Annotated in this window: 13 protein-coding genes; 5 read left to right on the forward strand and 8 right to left on the reverse strand. The window is 55.2% G+C overall.

The genetic code is table 11. The features are described 5' to 3' along the window. The first annotated feature begins 235 nt into the window (after positions 1–235). Entirely contained in the window at positions 236–2452 is a 2217-nt protein-coding gene (locus M8Q36_RS12815) for a sensor domain-containing phosphodiesterase (protein WP_249881138.1), read from the forward strand. 12 nt (positions 2453–2464) lie between these two features. On the opposite strand, the gene ppx is transcribed toward M8Q36_RS12815, so the two are convergent. The 4 genes from ppx to purM all read right to left on the reverse strand — a co-directional run bounded on the left by ppx (position 2465) and on the right by purM (position 8023). After that, entirely contained in the window at positions 2465–4006 is a 1542-nt protein-coding gene (gene ppx / locus M8Q36_RS12820) for an exopolyphosphatase (protein WP_249881139.1), read from the reverse strand. Between the two features lie 3 nt (positions 4007–4009). After that, entirely contained in the window at positions 4010–6070 is a 2061-nt protein-coding gene (ppk1, locus tag M8Q36_RS12825; protein ID WP_017458969.1) for a polyphosphate kinase 1, read from the reverse strand. Between the two features lie 277 nt (positions 6071–6347). Next, positions 6348–6989, reverse strand: a complete 642-nt coding sequence (gene purN, locus M8Q36_RS12830) for a phosphoribosylglycinamide formyltransferase (RefSeq protein WP_045510372.1) — start codon at positions 6987–6989, stop codon at positions 6348–6350. Continuing rightward, positions 6986–8023 carry a phosphoribosylformylglycinamidine cyclo-ligase gene (purM, locus tag M8Q36_RS12835; protein WP_249881140.1) on the reverse strand — a complete coding sequence of 346 codons (1038 nt, stop codon included), beginning with the start codon at positions 8021–8023 and terminating at the stop codon, positions 6986–6988. Before purM ends, purN begins: the two co-directional genes overlap by 4 nt. A gap of 234 nt (positions 8024–8257) precedes the next feature. Between purM and upp the strand changes: the two genes are divergently transcribed. From upp to M8Q36_RS12850, 3 genes are all read left to right on the forward strand, one after another. Next, a complete protein-coding gene (upp, locus tag M8Q36_RS12840) occupies positions 8258–8884 on the forward strand; it encodes a uracil phosphoribosyltransferase (RefSeq protein WP_017458966.1) in 627 nt (208 codons plus the stop codon). A 109-nt stretch (positions 8885–8993) separates the two neighbouring features. After that, positions 8994–10283 carry a uracil permease gene (gene uraA / locus M8Q36_RS12845; RefSeq protein WP_045510364.1) on the forward strand — a complete coding sequence of 430 codons (1290 nt, stop codon included), beginning with the start codon at positions 8994–8996 and terminating at the stop codon, positions 10281–10283. A gap of 99 nt (positions 10284–10382) precedes the next feature. Beyond that, a complete protein-coding gene (locus M8Q36_RS12850) occupies positions 10383–11084 on the forward strand; it encodes a DnaA inactivator Hda (protein ID WP_065370367.1) in 702 nt (233 codons plus the stop codon). A gap of 31 nt (positions 11085–11115) precedes the next feature. Here M8Q36_RS12850 and arsC read toward each other — a convergent pair whose 3' ends face one another. Further along, positions 11116–11472, reverse strand: coding sequence for an arsenate reductase (glutaredoxin) (gene arsC, locus M8Q36_RS12855; protein ID WP_249881141.1), 357 nt, complete (start codon positions 11470–11472; stop codon positions 11116–11118). Positions 11473–11484: 12 nt separating this feature from the next. After that, entirely contained in the window at positions 11485–12951 is a 1467-nt protein-coding gene (gene bepA / locus M8Q36_RS12860) for a beta-barrel assembly-enhancing protease (RefSeq protein ID WP_249881142.1), read from the reverse strand. Between the two features lie 222 nt (positions 12952–13173). Here bepA and M8Q36_RS12865 point away from each other — a divergent pair, with 222 nt between their 5' ends. Beyond that, entirely contained in the window at positions 13174–14238 is a 1065-nt protein-coding gene (locus M8Q36_RS12865) for an AI-2E family transporter (RefSeq protein WP_017458961.1), read from the forward strand. 40 nt (positions 14239–14278) lie between these two features. Here M8Q36_RS12865 and focA read toward each other — a convergent pair whose 3' ends face one another. Together focA and M8Q36_RS12875 are read right to left on the reverse strand one after the other, a co-directional pair. Continuing rightward, positions 14279–15136, reverse strand: coding sequence for a formate transporter FocA (gene focA, locus M8Q36_RS12870; RefSeq protein ID WP_160269193.1), 858 nt, complete (start codon positions 15134–15136; stop codon positions 14279–14281). A 105-nt stretch (positions 15137–15241) separates the two neighbouring features. Further along, a complete protein-coding gene (locus tag M8Q36_RS12875; RefSeq protein ID WP_249881143.1) occupies positions 15242–17191 on the reverse strand; it encodes a sigma 54-interacting transcriptional regulator in 1950 nt (649 codons plus the stop codon). Positions 17192–17270: the final 79 nt, after the last annotated feature.

Genomic DNA, 17270 nt, shown 5'->3' on the forward strand with positions numbered 1-17270 from the left:
ATATAAGATAAATTAAATATTTACGTGGGCGATGAAAAATGGGCGATAATGCGCATAAAGCAGGGAATTAAAGCTGGCGGGCGCGTTTTTTTTGATGCAAATCAATTAACAGATATTGTCCGGAATTAGAATTTCTGTTTGTTAACAAACTGGCACTTCACCAGTGCGCAGCACAGTCGGGTCGGATACCTGCCTGAAACACCCGCCAGGATCTGGGTTGGGTAACCGAGCATCTATGACACTTATTCAAAAATATCATCGCCTGAAAGATCAGTGGTGGGCTTTGCCGCTCATCACGCCTGTTGTTTTGTACCCACTGTTTAGTCTCGCTAATACATTCACTACCGTTTCTGGTCAGGCAGTCATTCTCTATTATCTGCCGATGGCGTTGCTAATCGTCCTGATGATGTTTTATGGCTGGGCGGCGCTGCCGGGCATTGTGCTGGCGCTGATTTGCCATTATTGGCCCGCACCACCGCTGGAAATAGTCAGTAAAGGCGTGCATTTACTGCTCCCCATCATATTGAGCTGGGCGGGTTACCGTATTTTTGTCACTCGCCGCCACCGGGTGGCTTACGGCACGGCATTACTGGTTTCCCAGCGTATTTTCTGGCAGGTGCTCTGTCCGGCGTCGATCTACCTGATGATTCTTGAGCTGGGTGTCTGGCTGAATCTTTACGATCGGGCGGCAAGCGACAGCGGCGCGCTGGCGTGGAATGTGCCGATGCTCATCAATTACCAGGCATTGCTGGTCGGGACAATGACCGGCGTGCCGTTTAGTTATTTGTTGATCCGCGTTATTCGCCATCCGCGCTACGCGATTTCGTGGTTATCGCAAATGCGCCACGAGTTTGATCGCAAAGTTACGCGCATTGAGATCGTGGTCTGGTTCGCCGTGGTGATTGGCATTTTGCTGCTGTTACTGATGCCGCTGAACAAAAACAGTTCCATTTTCAGTACCAACTACACGCTTTCACTTCTCCTGCCGGTGATGCTGTGGGGATCGATGCGTTACGGCTACCGTTTTATGTCGCTGGTCTGGACACCGCTGCTGGTGATCTCTATTCACTTTTTTTACCGTTATTTGCCGTGGTTTCCCGCTTACGACGTGCAACTGGCGATCGCCTCATCAAGTTACCTGGTGTTTTCCTTTATCATTCTCGCCATGGCGATGATGGCGACCCGTCAGAGAGTGGTGCATGATCGTGCCCGCCGTCTGGCGTTTATCGACCCGGTTGCCAATATGCCCAATCTTCGCGCGCTGGGCCGGGCTCTGGCGGATACGCCGTGGTCGGTGCTCTGTTTTCTGCGCATACCGGAGCTGGAACTGCTGGGGCGCAACTATGGTGTGCTGCTGCGCATTCAGTACAAACAGCGCATGGCGGACTGGCTCAGGCCGCTGCTGTCGGCGGAAGAGAACGTGTATCAACTCTCCGGACACGATCTGGCGATCCGCCTGAATACGCAGTCGCACCAGACGCGCATTGAGGAGCTGGACGCGCGCATCAAGAAGTTTCGCTTTATCTGGGATGATATGCCGCTGCAGCCGCAAGTGGGGCTGAGTTACTGCTATGTCCGCTCGCCAGTAAAACACCTTTATTTGCTGCTTGGTGAGATGAGCACCATTGCCGATTTGTCGCTGGCGACCAACCACCCGGAAAATTTGCAAAACCGGGGCGCGGCGAATCTGCAACGCAGCCTGAAAAGCAAAGTGGATATGATGAATCGCCTGCAGCTGGCGCTGGAAGAGAACCATTTTATCCTGATGGCGCAGCTGATTTGTGGGGTGCGCGGCGATGACTATTACGAGATCCTGCTGCGCATGCGTGAAGAGAACGGCGACAGCATCAGTCCGGATGCATTTTTGCCCGTCGCGTATGAGTTCGGCTTGTCGTCGCGTATCGATTTATGGGTGATTGAACATGTACTGATGTTTATGGCGCAAAACCGCGAAAAACTCCCCGCCCAGCGTTTTTCCATTAACCTCTCGCCGGCCTCAATTTGCCGCACGCAGTTTTCCCAGGAAGTCCGCCGTTTATTGCGCAAATACCGCATTGAAGCCTGGCAGTTGATCTTTGAGATAACAGAAAGCAACTCGATGACCAATCTCCAGCAGGCCAACCAGACGCTGGGGCAACTGCAACAGATGGGCTGCCGGGTGGCGATTGATGATTTTGGCACCGGTTATGCCAGCTATGCGCGGCTGAAAACCGTTAATGCCGACATCCTGAAAATCGACGGCAGTTTTATCCGCAATATTGTCTCGAACAGCCTCGATTATCAGATTGTGGCGTCGATTTGCCATCTGGCGCGGATGAAAAAAATGCTGGTAGTAGCGGAGTATGTGGAGAGCGAAGAGATACGCAGCGCGGCAATCGCGCTGGGTATCGACTATTTACAGGGGTATCTGATTGGTAAGCCAGCGCCGCTGGAGACGCTGGTTAACGAGTAGCGAACGGGCGGCTCAGGCCGCCACTTCCGGAGAGTGCTCTTCTTCGATTTTCAGGCGCCAGCCGGTCACGGCTTCCCAGTATTCCTGCTCTTTTTCCAGATCCAGCAACACCAGCGCGTTCTGGCTGAACCAGTCGTGCGGGAAGCTGAGCGTCCAGTGATTGGCATCGGTAGTCAGGCGCAGTGTCGGCGGCGTGGTGGTCGCCTGGCGCTGGTTATTCAGCAGCACGCCAAGCCGTAAGATTTGCACCAGCGGCAAATACTGCTTCTTTTTAAACAGCGTAAAACGCGGCAAATCATCAAGCTTGATAGCCTTACGGTGGCAGCGCACCAGCGTCGCCATCATCAGCTGTTGCTCCTGATTAAAACCGGGCAGATCGCTGTTTTGCAGAATGTACGCCGAATGGCGGTGCATCCCGCTGTGGTTAATATTAAGCCCTACTTCGTGCAGCATCGCTGCCCATTTCAGCAACGCCGCCAGTTGCGGGTTAGCGAGCTTCGGGTTTTGCGCCAGCCACTGATCGTAAATCTGGGTGGTGGTTTCCAGCACGCGCCGCGCCTGCTCGCGGTCGATATTGTACTGGCTGGCAAGGCTCTGCGCGGTGCGGCTGCGAATGTCCTGATGTCGGAAACGACCTTCCATCTCATACAGCACGCCTTCACGCAGTGCGCCATCAGAAAGGCGCAATTCGCGGATCGCCAGCGCATCGAACACGCCGCAAAGAATAGCCAGCCCCGGCACAAACACCGCTTTACGCTCTTCCGAAAGGCCCGGCAGGCTCAGTTCACTGAAGTTCTTATATTTCAGCACTTCGGCGACCAGCTTCTCCAGTCGTTCCGGTGTGATAAAACCGTCTTTCTCGCCGGAGGCGATCAGCACTTCGTGGGCGGCTTTAATGCTGCCGGATGCGCCAAGCGCGACGTTCCAGCCCTGAATGCGGAACTGCCACGCCAGCGACTCCAACTTTTGCGTTGCCGCCATGCGCGCGCGGCGGAAGTTCTCGCCGTTAATTGTACCGCCCATAAAGTACATCTGTGCAAAGCTCACGCAGCCCATACGGCGACTTTCCACCAGCTTCGGCTCGAAATCTTCACCGATCACTAATTCGGTAGAGCCACCGCCGATATCGATTACCAGCTTGCGGCCTTTTTCCGGCTGCGTATGTTCCACGCCCATAAAAATCAGGCGCGCTTCTTCATTGCCCGGAATGATTTCAATCGGGTAGGGGATTACCTTTTCCGCGCGTTTAAGAAATTCTGTGGCGTTCAGTGCCTGGCGCAACGTGTGCGTACCGACAATGCACACGCTTGCCGGATCAAAGCCCTGCAAGCGCTCGGCGAACAGTGACAGGCAAGCCAGCCCGCGCTCCATTGCCTCTTCGCTCAGCATGTTATTGCTGTCCAGACCATCAGCCAGGTGCACGCGCTGTTTCAGGCGGCCGATGATCTGCATTGCGCCGTCGACCACGCGCGCAATGACCATATGGAAACTGTTTGAACCCAGATCGACCGCGGCAAATTCCTCCGGTCGTGGCGTCTTTTCTTGTATCGGCATAGGTTAGTCGGGCTGTTCGAGTGATTTGATGTAGTCGTAAATCGCCAGTTGTGCGCGCACTTTACGACGGTTGCCGCGCGGAACATAGCGATTACTCAGTTCTTTATCGATGTACCTTGCTTTCACGGTATCACTTAAAAGCAAATCAATGATATCCAGAACGCGCTGTTTAAGGCGCGGATCGAGCAGCGGTGCGGCCACTTCGATACGGTAATCGATGTTACGTGTCATCCAGTCTGCGGAGGAGAGATAAACGCGTTTATCGCCGCCGTTCTCAAAAATATAGATGCGATCGTGCTCAAGATAACGATCAACGATACTGGTGACACGAATATTTTCGCTGATGCCTTCCAGTTGCGGAATAAGTGAACACATGCCGCGCACCAGCAGGTTCACCGGCACGCCGGAACTTGAGGCGGTATAGAGTCTGTCCACCAGCCCTTTATCGACAAGGTTGTTCAGCTTCAGCGTAATGCCAGAAGGTTTACCTTCCTGCGCGTTAGCGATCTCCGTGTCGATCATGTCGTACAGCAGGCGGCGCGAGTTTTGCGGCGACACCAGCAAATAATCGAAGCTCACCGGGCGATAGGGGTTTTCAATAAAGTTGAATACCCGACGCACTTCATTGGTGATGCGCGCGTCAGCGGTGATCAGCGAGTAGTCCGTGTAAAGCCGCGCGGTTTTTTCGTTAAAGTTGCCGGTACCGATGTGCGCATAGCGCACGATCTCTTCCCCTTCCATACGGGAGATGAGGAACAGTTTGGCGTGAATTTTTAAGCCCGGCGCCGAGAAAATCACCTGCACGCCCGCTTCCGTCAGCCGCTTCGCCCAGTGGATGTTGGCTTCTTCGTCGAAACGCGCCTGCAACTCCACCACCACGGTGACTTTTTTGCCGTTGTGGGCTGCGTGGATCATCGAATCGATGATGCGCGAATCTTTCGCCACGCGGTAAATGTTGATTTTGATCGCCAGCACGCTCGGGTCGAACGACGCCTGGCGCAGTAGCTCCAGCACGTGTTCAAAGGTGTGGTACGGATAATAGAGCAGCACATCGCGTTCACGAATGGCGTCAAAACCGTTGCGGAACTTATCAAACCCAATGTGGCGCAGACGCGGCATCGGTTTGTTGACGAGGTTGGCTTTGCCGACATTCGGAAAACCAATAAAGTCTTTGAAGTTGTGGTAACGCCCGCCGGGAATAATGGAGTCATAACGGGAGATGGTCAGCTTTTCACGCAGCATCTCGACCATGGCATCGGGCATATCGCGCTGATAAACAAAACGCACCGGCTCGGCGGTAAGACGCTGTTTCAGACTGGAGGACATCAGCTCCATCAGACTCGACTCCATTTCGTGCACCAGGTCATATTCGGCGTCACGGGTCATTTTCATCGAGTAGGCGTTCAGCGCGTCATAATCGAAGAAGCCTTTAAAGATATCATCCAGGCAGTAACGCAGAATGTTATCCAGCAGGATCATCGGTTTGCGACGGCGCGGCGTTTCCGGCGGCAGGTTAACAAAGCGCGGCACTTTATCTGACGGGATCTCCAGCAGCGCGTAGCGGATTTCGTCGCCGCGAATAATCTCTACCGCCAGGTAGGTGTAATCATCTTTTAAGAAGCGTACCAGGTTGGTTTCGCGGTTAATCAGCGTCGGGGTAATGTGCTGGCGCAAATATTGTTTGAAGTAATTGCGCAGCCAGCTCTGCTGGTTTTGCGAAAGCTGACGTTCGTTAATCAGGAAAATTTGATTACGCGCCATCTCCAGCAGCAGATCGTTGTACAGACTGTCGAACTCCTGATCGGCTTTCAGTACGCGAGACTGGATCTTGCCCAGCAGATGGCGGGAATTCGTGGTAACGCCTTGCTCTTCGCTAATGATTAAGCGGCGTTTCAGTTCAGCAAAACGGACTTTATAAAATTCGTCGAGGTTGTTGGAATAGATCCCCAAAAAACGCATGCGTTCGATAAGCGGGTTACTTTTGTCGGCAGCTTCCTGGAGAACACGTTCATTGAAGCACAACCAGCTTAGTTCTTTTTCGAGATATAACTTTTCCTGACCCATTCCTGTTTACACTCCGGTTCTTGCTCGGGACACGGCAAATCCTTCTCGCGCTCGCGGTGCCCTGACTGACAGGTGAACGTTGCTGGCGTCCCTTCGTATGACACAACTTATTATGGCGAGCTTTGCCGTCAGATGTCCAACTGTGCCAAAAAAGTATGACAGTAATCCGTTTTTCGCATCTAAGGTGATGGAAATAAAGTAACTTTTTCTTTTAGCAGGGGAAGAGGAAAGAAACCCTGCCACGGCGGGCAGGGTGAAAAGCGATAAATTGCAGTAATTATTCGTCGGCCGCATAGCCTTCAGGCGGTAGGCGCACACCATCCAGCCACGCGCTGTTGCTGTCCATTTTCAGGCGACCGTCAACAAACCAGCTGACCACCAGCGGGTAAATCGCATGTTCCTGCGACTGCACGCGTTCGGTGATCTCTTCTTCCGTATCACCTTCAAACACCGGCACTTTGGCTTGCAAAATCACCGGGCCGCCGTCCAGCTCATCGGTAACAAAATGCACGCTGGTGCCATGTTCTTCATCACCGTTTTCCAGTACCTGGCGGTGTGTGTGAAGACCGGGATATTTTGGCAACAGGGAAGGGTGGATATTCAGCAGACGTCCGGCGTAGTGCGCGACAAACGCCGGGCTGAGGATACGCATATAACCCGCCAGCACCACCACATCCGGGGCGTAGGCGTCGATTTCCTGCATCAACTCGCGGTCAAACGCATCGCGGCTGGCGAACTGATCTGCGCTCAGCGCATGGGCGGGAATATTGGCTTCCCGCGCACGTTCAAGGCCGAACGCATCGGCCTTATTACTGAATACTGCCCGCAGGGTGCCGTTGATTTTCTTCTGTTTGCAGGCGTCGATAATTGCCTGCAAATTGCTTCCGTTACCGGAAATCAGCACCACGATGTTTTTCATTCAATAACCACACGCTCACTGGAATCGGATGCGTTGATGATACCGATTTTCCACGCCTTTTCACCTTTCGCATTCAGCAGCGTGATGGCTTTATCGGCTTCAGCCGCAGGAAGCGCAATCACCATACCGACGCCGCAGTTAAAGGTGCGGTACATTTCATGACGGCTCACGTTACCGGCACTTTGCAGCCAGTTAAACACGGCCGGCCACTGCCAGGAGGATTCATTGATTACCGCCTGGGTATTATCCGGCAGTACGCGCGGAATGTTTTCCCAGAAACCGCCGCCGGTCAGGTGGGCGATGGCGTGGACATCGACATTTTCAATCAGCTCCAGCACGGACTTCACATAAATGCGGGTCGGTTCCAGCAGGTGATCGGCCAGCGGTTTGCCTTCAAGCTGCGTAGTCAGCGGATCGGCGCCACTCACTTCGAGCACTTTACGCACCAGCGAATAGCCATTGGAGTGCGGGCCGCTGGAAGCCAGGGCGACTAACACGTCGCCGTCAGCCACTTTAGAGCCATCAATGATTTCTGATTTTTCTACCACACCGACGCAGAAACCGGCGACATCGTAATCTTCACCGTGATACATGCCGGGCATTTCCGCCGTTTCGCCGCCAACCAGCGCACAGCCGGATTGCAGACAGCCTTCGGCGATGCCGTTGATCACGCTGGCGGCGGTATCGACATCCAGCTTGCCGGTCGCGTAATAGTCGAGGAAGAACAGCGGTTCAGCGCCCTGTACCACCAGATCGTTAACGCACATTGCCACCAGATCGATACCGATGGTGTCGTGACGTTTCAGATCCATTGCCAGACGCAGTTTTGTGCCCACGCCGTCAGTGCCGGAAACCAGTACTGGCTCACGATATTTTTGCGGCAGCGCGCACAGCGCACCGAAGCCGCCCAAACCGCCCATCACTTCCGGGCGACGGGTTTTCTTCACCACGCCTTTGATTCGGTCAACCAGAGCATTGCCCGCGTCGATATCAACACCGGCATCTTTATAGCTGAGAGAGGTTTTATCGGTCACTGCTTGGGTCCCCACGCGTTTACTTGCGGTAGAAATAAAATTCGGCGCAATTCTAACAGCCAAGGCAAACGTTTGCGAGTCCATTATTTAAGGGCGCGGCGGATTCTTGCGATATACTCTTTTCCAGTCTGATTGATCGCGATCAAGCGCCTTCCTGTAGCGCAACGGAGAAAAAGCGGTATAATCCGGCGATTTTTTTTGTGGCTGCCACCTGTCAGGGGAAAGGAGAAGAGTATGAAGGTCGTGGAAGTAAAACACCCACTCGTCAAACACAAGCTGGGCCTGATGCGAGAGAACGACATCAGCACCAAACGCTTTCGTGAACTCGCCTCAGAAGTGGGCAGCCTGCTGACCTATGAAGCAACGGCCGATCTGGAAACGGAAAAAGTGACCATCGAAGGCTGGAATGGCCCGGTACAGGTTGATCAAATTAAAGGTAAGAAAATCACCGTAGTGCCGATCCTGCGCGCAGGTCTGGGCATGATGGAAGGCGTACTAGAGCACGTACCGAGCGCGCGCATCAGCGTGGTGGGTATCTACCGTAATGAAGAGACGCTGGAGCCGGTACCGTACTTCCAGAAACTGGTATCGAACATCGACGAGCGCATGGCGCTGGTTGTCGATCCGATGCTGGCGACCGGTGGTTCGATGATCGCGACCATCGACCTGCTGAAAAATGCCGGTTGCCACAGCATTAAAGTGCTGGTGCTGGTTGCCGCGCCGGAAGGGCTGGCGGCGCTGGAAAAAGCGCACCCGGATGTTGAGCTGTACACCGCGTCGATTGACCAGGGGCTGAATGAGCACGGATACATTATTCCGGGCCTCGGCGACGCCGGCGACAAAATCTTTGGTACGAAGTAACTGATAAGAAATCGAAAGCCGACTTTGATAGTCGGCTTTTTTTTGGAATTCATAACACTGCCCGCCGTTTTGGACGGGTGGACAACAACAACACTCAGAGGAAAACACTATGACGCGCCGTGCTATCGGGGTAAGTGAAAGACCGCCGCTTTTGCAGACGATCCCGCTTAGTTTACAGCATCTGTTCGCCATGTTCGGCGCAACCGTGCTGGTGCCAATCCTGTTCCACATTAACCCGGCCACCGTGCTGCTGTTCAATGGTGTCGGAACGCTGCTGTATATCTTTATCTGTAAAGGGAAAATTCCGGCCTATTTAGGCTCCAGCTTTGCGTTTATCTCCCCGGTACTGCTGTTGCTGCCGCTGGGCTACGAAGTGGCTCTCGGCGGGTTCATTATGTGCGGCGTGCTGTTCTGCATCGTCTCGTTCATTGTGAAAAAAGCGGGCACCGGCTGGCTGGATGTGATGTTCCCGCCTGCGGCGATGGGCGCAATCGTTGCCGTCATCGGTCTGGAACTGGCGGGTGTGGCGGCGAACATGGCCGGCCTGCTGCCAGCAGAAGGGCAGTCAGCGGATTCCAAAACCGTGATCATCTCGCTGGTGACGCTGGGCGTGACGGTGTTCGGCTCGGTGCTGTTCCGCGGCTTTCTGGCGATTATCCCGATCCTGATTGGCGTGCTGGCGGGTTATGCGCTCTCCTTCGCGATGGGCGTTGTCGATACCACGCCGATTGCTCAGGCACACTGGTTCGCGCTGCCAACGTTTTACACGCCGCGTTTTGAGTGGTTTGCCATTTTCACCATTCTGCCTGCGGCGCTGGTGGTGATTGCCGAGCACGTCGGTCACCTAGTGGTGACGGCGAATATCGTCAAAAAAGATCTGATCCGCGATCCGGGTTTGCACCGCTCCATGTTCGCCAACGGCCTTTCAACCATCATCTCCGGTTTCTTCGGCTCTACGCCGAACACCACCTACGGTGAGAACATCGGCGTGATGGCGATTACCCGCGTCTACAGCACCTGGGTGATTGGCGGCGCGGCGATTATCGCCATCCTGCTCTCCTGCGTTGGTAAACTGGCGGCGGCTATCCAGATTATCCCGGTGCCGGTAATGGGCGGTGTTTCCCTGCTGCTGTACGGGGTAATCGGCGCTTCCGGTATCCGCGTGCTGATCGAATCGAAAGTGGATTACAGCAAAGCGCAAAACCTGATCCTCACCTCCGTGATCCTCATCATCGGCGTTAGCGGCGCGAAAGTGCACATTGGCGCGGCTGAATTGAAAGGCATGGCGCTGGCGACGATCGTCGGTGTGGGGCTGAGCCTGATCTTTAAACTGATTAGCGTACTGCGCCCGGAAGAAGTGGTGCTGGACGCGCCAGAAGATGACGTCGCGAAGTCGTAAACATCGTGCAGAATTGAACCGGGCCTCGCGCCCGGTTCAAACCTTGCAACATTTTGTGATAGACTCACTGCGTTTTTTGTAAGCCTTGTTGAGGTACCTCTGAACACGCCGGCACAGCTCTCCCTGCCATTGTACTTACCCGATGATGAAACCTTTGCGAGTTTCTGGCCGGGTGATAACCCCTCTTTACTGGCGGCACTGCAAAACGTTCTGCGCCAGGCGCACAGCGGATACATCTATTTCTGGTCACGTGAAGGCGCGGGCCGCAGCCATTTGCTGCATGCCGCGTGTGCCGAACTCTCCCAGCGCGGCGATGCCGTAGGCTATGTGCCGCTCGATAAGCGCACCTGGTTTGTGCCGGAAGTGCTGGATGGGATGGAGCAACTCTCGCTGGTGTGTATCGACAATATCGAATGCGTGGCCGGTGACGAGCCGTGGGAGATGGCGATTTTCAACCTCTACAACCGCATTCTGGAACAGGGCAAAACCCGCCTGCTGATAACCGGCGACAGACCGCCGCGCCAGCTCAATCTGGGGTTGCCGGATCTGGCCTCAAGGCTGGACTGGGGGCAAATCTACAAGCTGCAACCGCTCTCCGACGAAGACAAATTACAAGCCTTACAGCTGCGGGCGCGGATCCGTGGGTTTGAGTTGCCGGAAGACGTGGGGCGGTTTTTGTTAAAGCGGCTGGACAGAGAAATGCGCACACTGTTCGATACGCTGGATGAGCTGGATCGCGCGTCGATCACCGCCCAGCGCAAGCTGACCATTCCGTTCGTCAAAGAGATCCTCAAACTCTGAACCCTCGCCACGCGGCGAGGGTTTTTTAATGCTACAAAATCTCCAGCACCTGCTCCGGCGGGCGACCGATTCGTGCTTTGCCGTGGCTAACGACAATCGGGCGTTCAAGCAGTTTCGGGTTATCGACCAGTGCCTGCACCAGTTGCGCTTCCGTCAGTGCGCTATCGCCAAGCTGCAATTCTTTGTAGAGATCTTCTTTGCTGCGCATCAGCTCGCGCGCGCTGGACATACCCAGCATTTTCAGCAGTTTTTGCACCGTCGCCGCATCCGGCGGCGTCTCCAGGTAGAGCACCACTTCTGGCTCAACGCCGTTTTCCTTCAGCAGCGCCAGCGTTTCGCGGCTCTTTGAGCAGCGTGGGTTATGGTAAATCTTCACCGTCTCTGACATCTCTTCTCCTTATTACATTTTCTGGTACGGCTTGAACCGTTGCTGCAACTCGCGTAACTGGTCAATTCGCGCATCGTAACGCGCCTGTTGCAGGCTGCCGAGTTTCACCTGCGAACTGGCGCTGCTTAGCAAGGTGATCGCCTGATCCAGCTTGCCTACCAGCGCCAATCCTTCGGCACGCGCGGCCAGTTCCTGATCGCGGTTATTCAGTGCCGCTTCGGCCTGCGCCAGTAAATCCCAGCCGTTGACATCCTCTTTATTCGTAAAGGTGTAACGGTTAAGAATGCGCGCGGCTTCCGCGGGCTGACCACCTTCCAGGTAAGCGTTCGCCAGGTTGAGTTGCAGCACCGGGTTAGTTTTCAGTTCGCTGGCACCATTGAGGCGTTTAATGGCGTCCGCGCTTTTGTTCTGCCCTAAATCGATATCGGTCGCCAGGTCGATATACCAGGCGTTGTTCGGGCTGGCGTTCAGCAGCGGCTGCAAGGTTTTTGCCGCCTCGGCGTAATTTTTCGCTTCCATCGCCTGTAACGCCCGACCATATTGCGCCGCGCGTTGTTCACGCACGTTGCCTTTCGACCAGCCATCCAGCAGGTCACTGGTGAGCTGGTTACGCCCGGAGTTGTACATGCCCAGCGTTCTGGCTTTCGCCATATAGAACTCTTCGGATGATTGCACCACCACCGGGCGCATCTGGTTGGCGCGGTTGCGGGCATCCGACAAGCGGCTTTCCGGCAACGGGTGCGTCAGCAAAATTTCCGGCGGGCGCGTGGAGTAGCGCGACTGATCCAGCAGTTTTTCGAGGAAGGTCGGCATCGCTTGCGGATCAAACCCGGCGCGTTGCAGCACCTGAATACCGATGCGGTCCGCTTCCTGTTCGTTCTGCTGGGTAAAACTGATTAGCCCTTGCTGTGTACCGGCCAGCGTGCCGGTGAGCGCGCCCATCCCGGCTTGCGGGTTAGCCATCGCCAGCAAAATGGAACCCAGTACGCCCGCCCAGGTCAGCGGCGCGTTGCGTTTTTGGTCTTCCATCGCGCGCGCCAGGTGGCGCTGGGTGACGTGGGAAATTTCATGCGCCATCACCGAAGCCAGTTGGCTCTCGTTATCCGTATAGCGGAACAGCGCGGAGTGCAGCACCACATTGCCGCCAAAAAAGGCGAAAGCGTTGATTTCGTCGTTATTGACGAGATAGAAGTGGAAAGGGGTTTTGACCGAATCCGCGTGGGCTACCAGACGCATACCGAGGGAATTAATGTACTGCACCAGCAGCGGATCATTAATCAGTGGCGCGCTGCCGCGAAGCTGGCGAACGTAATAGTCGCCCATCTGCATCTCCTGACCAATGGAGAGCGTGCTTCCCGCCGAGGTGCCCATATCCGGCAATGTGCTGTCTATCGAATCAGCCCATGCCGGGACAACGCTACCCGCACTGAGTGCGGCAATCAGGGTTGCGACCAGCGTTCGTTTCAACTGCCTGAACATAACCTCTTTCCTGTATTTGGGGTGACACACTGTAGACCTGCTTTCGGCGGCGTCGTTCCGGCTCACCGGCCTTCGAGTGTAGCCGCCTTTTGGGATGAAAAACATTGTATTCAGTGGATTGCTATGTTTCCCGCAAAGGATACGAAAAGCGAAGTCTTTTTTGTGACATTTCGATACAATTCCACTCCTTACCCCCGCTCAAGAGGCTCATAAAGGAACGTTATGCTCGAAATGTTAATGCAGTGGTATCGCCGCCGCTTCAGCGATCCGGAGGCGATTGCGCTGCTGGTCATTCTGCTCGCGGGGTTCTGTATTCTCTTCTTCTTCAGCGGCCTTCTTGCGCCGCTGCTGGTGGCGCTGGTGATCGCTTACCTGCTTGAGTGGCCTACCGCACGTCTGCAACGTATCGGCTGTTCGCGTACCTGGGCTGCCACAATAGTTCTGGTGCTGTTTGTCGGCATCCTGCTGGTGATGGCGTTTGTGGTGATGCCCGTTGCCTGGCAGCAGGGGATTTACCTGATCCGCGATATGCCCGGCATGTTAAGTAAACTCTCTGATTTTGCCGCCACCTTACCGCGCCGTTACCCGGCGTTAATGGATGCGGGGATCATCGATGCGATGGCGGAAAACATGCGCTCCCGCATGCTGACAATGGGCGATTCCGTGGTGAAATATTCGCTCGCCTCGCTGGTCGGGCTGCTGACGCTGGCGGTCTATCTGGTGCTGGTGCCGCTGATGGTTTTCTTCCTGGTAAAAGATAAAGAGCAGATGCTCAACGCCGTGCGTCGCGTGCTGCCGCGCAACCGTGGGCTGGCAGGCCAGGTGTGGAAAGAGATGAACCAGCAAATCACCAACTACATCCGTGGCAAAGTGCTGGAGATGATTGTCGTTGGTGTCGCCACCTGGATCGGTTTTATCCTGTTTGGTCTCAACTACTCCCTGCTGCTGGCGGTGCTGGTCGGCTTCTCGGTGCTGATCCCCTATATCGGCGCGTTTGTCGTCACCATTCCGGTGGTCGGCGTGGCGCTGTTCCAGTTCGGTCTTGGCACCGAGTTCTGGAGCTGCTTTGCCGTTTATCTGATTATTCAGGGGCTGGATGGCAACCTGCTGGTGCCGGTGCTGTTCTCCGAAGCGGTTAACCTGCATCCGCTGGTGATCATTTTGTCGGTGATTATCTTCGGCGGGCTGTGGGGCTTCTGGGGTGTCTTTTTCGCCATTCCGCTGGCGACGTTGATTCAGGCGGTGATCCACGCCTGGCCGGATTCGCCGCCGGTGTCAGAAGAGTAATCTTGCCGGGCGGCAGACAGCTTGCCGCCCGGCATTCTCCTTAATGCGTGTCGTTCTGATGGCGCAGATAGATAATCCAGTACGTCACCCCCACCAGTACGCCGCCGCCGATAATATTGCCAATCGTCACTGGCAGCAGGTTATCGGTAATCACGTTACTGATGGTGAGCGCCGGGAAGTTATCCGGCGAGCTGTGTACCGCGGTCCAGAAACTCTGCGGTGAAAAGTCACGAATGATCACCGCCAGCGGCAGCAAAAACATGTTGGCGATGCTGTGCTCGAAACCGCTGGCGACAAACATGCCGATCGGCAGCAGCATTGCCATGATTTTATCCGTCAACGTATGGCCGGAATAACTCATCCACACCGCCAGACAAACCATTAAATTGCACAGCGTGCCCAGGCACACCGCTTCGATAAAGGTGTGGTGCATTTTATGGTCAGCGGTTTGCAACACATTCAGCCCCCACAAGCCGTTGCTGTTCATGGCCTGGCCGCCAAACCAAATCAACGCCACAAAAAACAGTGCCCCAACGAGGTTGCCGAAATAGACGATCACCCAGTTGGTAAGCAGTTGCCGCCAGCTAATCAACCCGCTGGCTTTGGCCATCACCGTCAGCACGGTTGAGGTAAAGAGATCCGCCCCGCAGACCACCACCAGAATCAGCCCAAGGGAAAAACAGACGCCGCCCGCCAGTTTCGCCAGCGCCGTCGCGGGTGCAGGCCCGGCAGTAACGGTGATGTAAAACACAAATGCAATCGAGATAAACACGCCCGCAGTAATCGCGAGGAAGAACGACAGCTCTTTTCGTTTGCTGACTTTATACAATCCAGACTGCTCGGCGACTTTTGCCATTTCCGCAGGAAGTCGCAGGTCAAACGCGTTGCCGGTATCCATTTGATTCTCCTGATTCAATGCATAGTAGACACCCGCCGTCTTATGCATAGCGCATACCAGCGACAAACCAGAGAGCGTTAGCGGGTTCACAGAACCCGAAGGGGGTTACAGCACTTCGCGCACGGCGATACCAAGACGCTGCATTCGCGATAACAGCGTGGTGCGTTTCATGCCGAGTTTGGCGGCCGCGCCGCGCGGCCCGGCGACAATGCCGTTGGTTTCGCGCAGCACCTGAATAATCTGCTGGCGTTCCGCTTCGTCATTTTCCGGCGGCTCCGGGCGCATCATCTCCGCCACTTTAGGCAGCGTGAAGGGGAAGGGATCGTGGCTAACCGGCTGCACCATGCTGACCGGCTGGGCGTGCAGATGCAGGTTTAACGTGTTGTCGCGCGCCAGCAGTACCGCGCGTTCAATCACATTTTCCAGCTCGCGCACGTTACCAGGCCACTCGTAGCGCATCAGTTGCTGGAGAGTGTCGGCGGGAATGGTATCAATGGTGCGATTGAGGCGGCGCGCCAGCTTTTGCGTGAAATAACGCGCCAGCAGCGGAATATCGTCCGGCCGCTCGCGTAGCGGCGGCAGCACCAGCGGAAACACATTCAGGCGGTAAAACAGATCGTTGCGGAACTCGCGGTCAATCACCATCTGGCGCAGATCGCGGTTGGTGGCGGCAATCACCCGCACGTTAACCGGAATGGTTTTTGTACCGCCGATGCGTTCGATCTCGCGCTCCTGCAACACCCGCAACAGCTTCGGTTGCAGCTCAAGCGGCATATCGCCGATTTCATCGAGGAACAGTGTGCCTTCATCGGCCATTTCAAAGCGCCCGCGATGGGCGTTAATCGCCCCGGTGAAAGCGCCTTTATCGTGACCAAACAGCTCGCTTTCCAGCAGGCTGGCGGGAATGGCGGCACAGTTGATTTTCACCAGCGGTTTGTCTTTGCGCGGGCTCATCTGGTGCAGCGCGCGGGCGATGATCTCCTTGCCGGTGCCGGTTTCACCGAGGATCAGCACCGTACTGTCGCTCAGTGCCACAATATTGACCTGCTGGAGTACCTCGCGCATGGCATCACTCTGGTAAATGATGTCGCCAAAACTCTGGCTGGAGGCGATTTGCTCGTTCAGTTTGCGGTTTTCGCTGTTCAGATTCTCTTTTAAATGGATCACCTGCCGGTAGGCGTCGGCATTATCGACGGCAATGCCAATTCTGTCGGCAATTTGCTGCAATAATCGACAGTTTTGCTCACTGAAAATTGAGGCGTCCCGGTGCGCCAGCAACAGCACGCCAGGCGCGTGGTGGCTGAAGGTCAGCGGCAAAATAAATACCACGTTTAACCCCTGCATCAATAGCTGTTGCAATACCGGATCGCGCTGCCATAACCCGGCATCCTGCTCCTGGTGCAGCAACGCGCCCTGATTTTCGTTGAGCGCCGCCAGCACCACCGGGCTATCACTGCGCAGCGCAAAGCGCTCGGTTTCCGGCGGGCAGCTGGGAAAGTGGGTGGCATGGCAAATAAGCTGGCGGGAGTGCAGCGTGTCGCGCAGAACCACGCGGACATTATCGATACCGAAAAAGCGGTGAATTTCCTGCGAAACATCGGCGATCAGATCATCAAGATCCAGATGCGAGAGCACCGAGTTGGTAATATCCACCAGCACCCGATCATGGTCGCGCTCTTCACGTAGCGTCTCGATCGACTCGCTCAATTCTACCTGAGAAAGTTGCGTTTCCAGCGCCTGGCTTGCCAGCCGCGCCAGCCAGCTAAACATCGTGTTGTCCTGCTCCGTGAACTGGCCGCTATCGGTACGAGCAAAACGCAACTCCAGCGCCTCACTTTGCGCCAGCAGAATAAGGTGCAGCGAACTGTCGCTGACTTTTCCGCCGTATTCACGCTCGCTGGTTTCGACGCTGCCATCATCAAAGCAGCGCCAGAAGTGGGCGTTATTTAAGCGTAATTCGATAAACTGGACGGGGCTGAAAGGCGGCGGTAAAGGGATAAACGCCCGGAGTAACGAAGTGTGAGTATTCTGTTCCAGCAACTGCCGTAAGATCATGGATACGTCGCCCTTAATAGTGAGCGTAAATAGTACATTACCCCTTATTTTTGTAGTGTTACAAACTTCACGTATAAAT

This window comes from Kosakonia sp. R1.Fl (assembly GCF_023516815.1).
Classification (GTDB): domain Bacteria; phylum Pseudomonadota; class Gammaproteobacteria; order Enterobacterales; family Enterobacteriaceae; genus Kosakonia.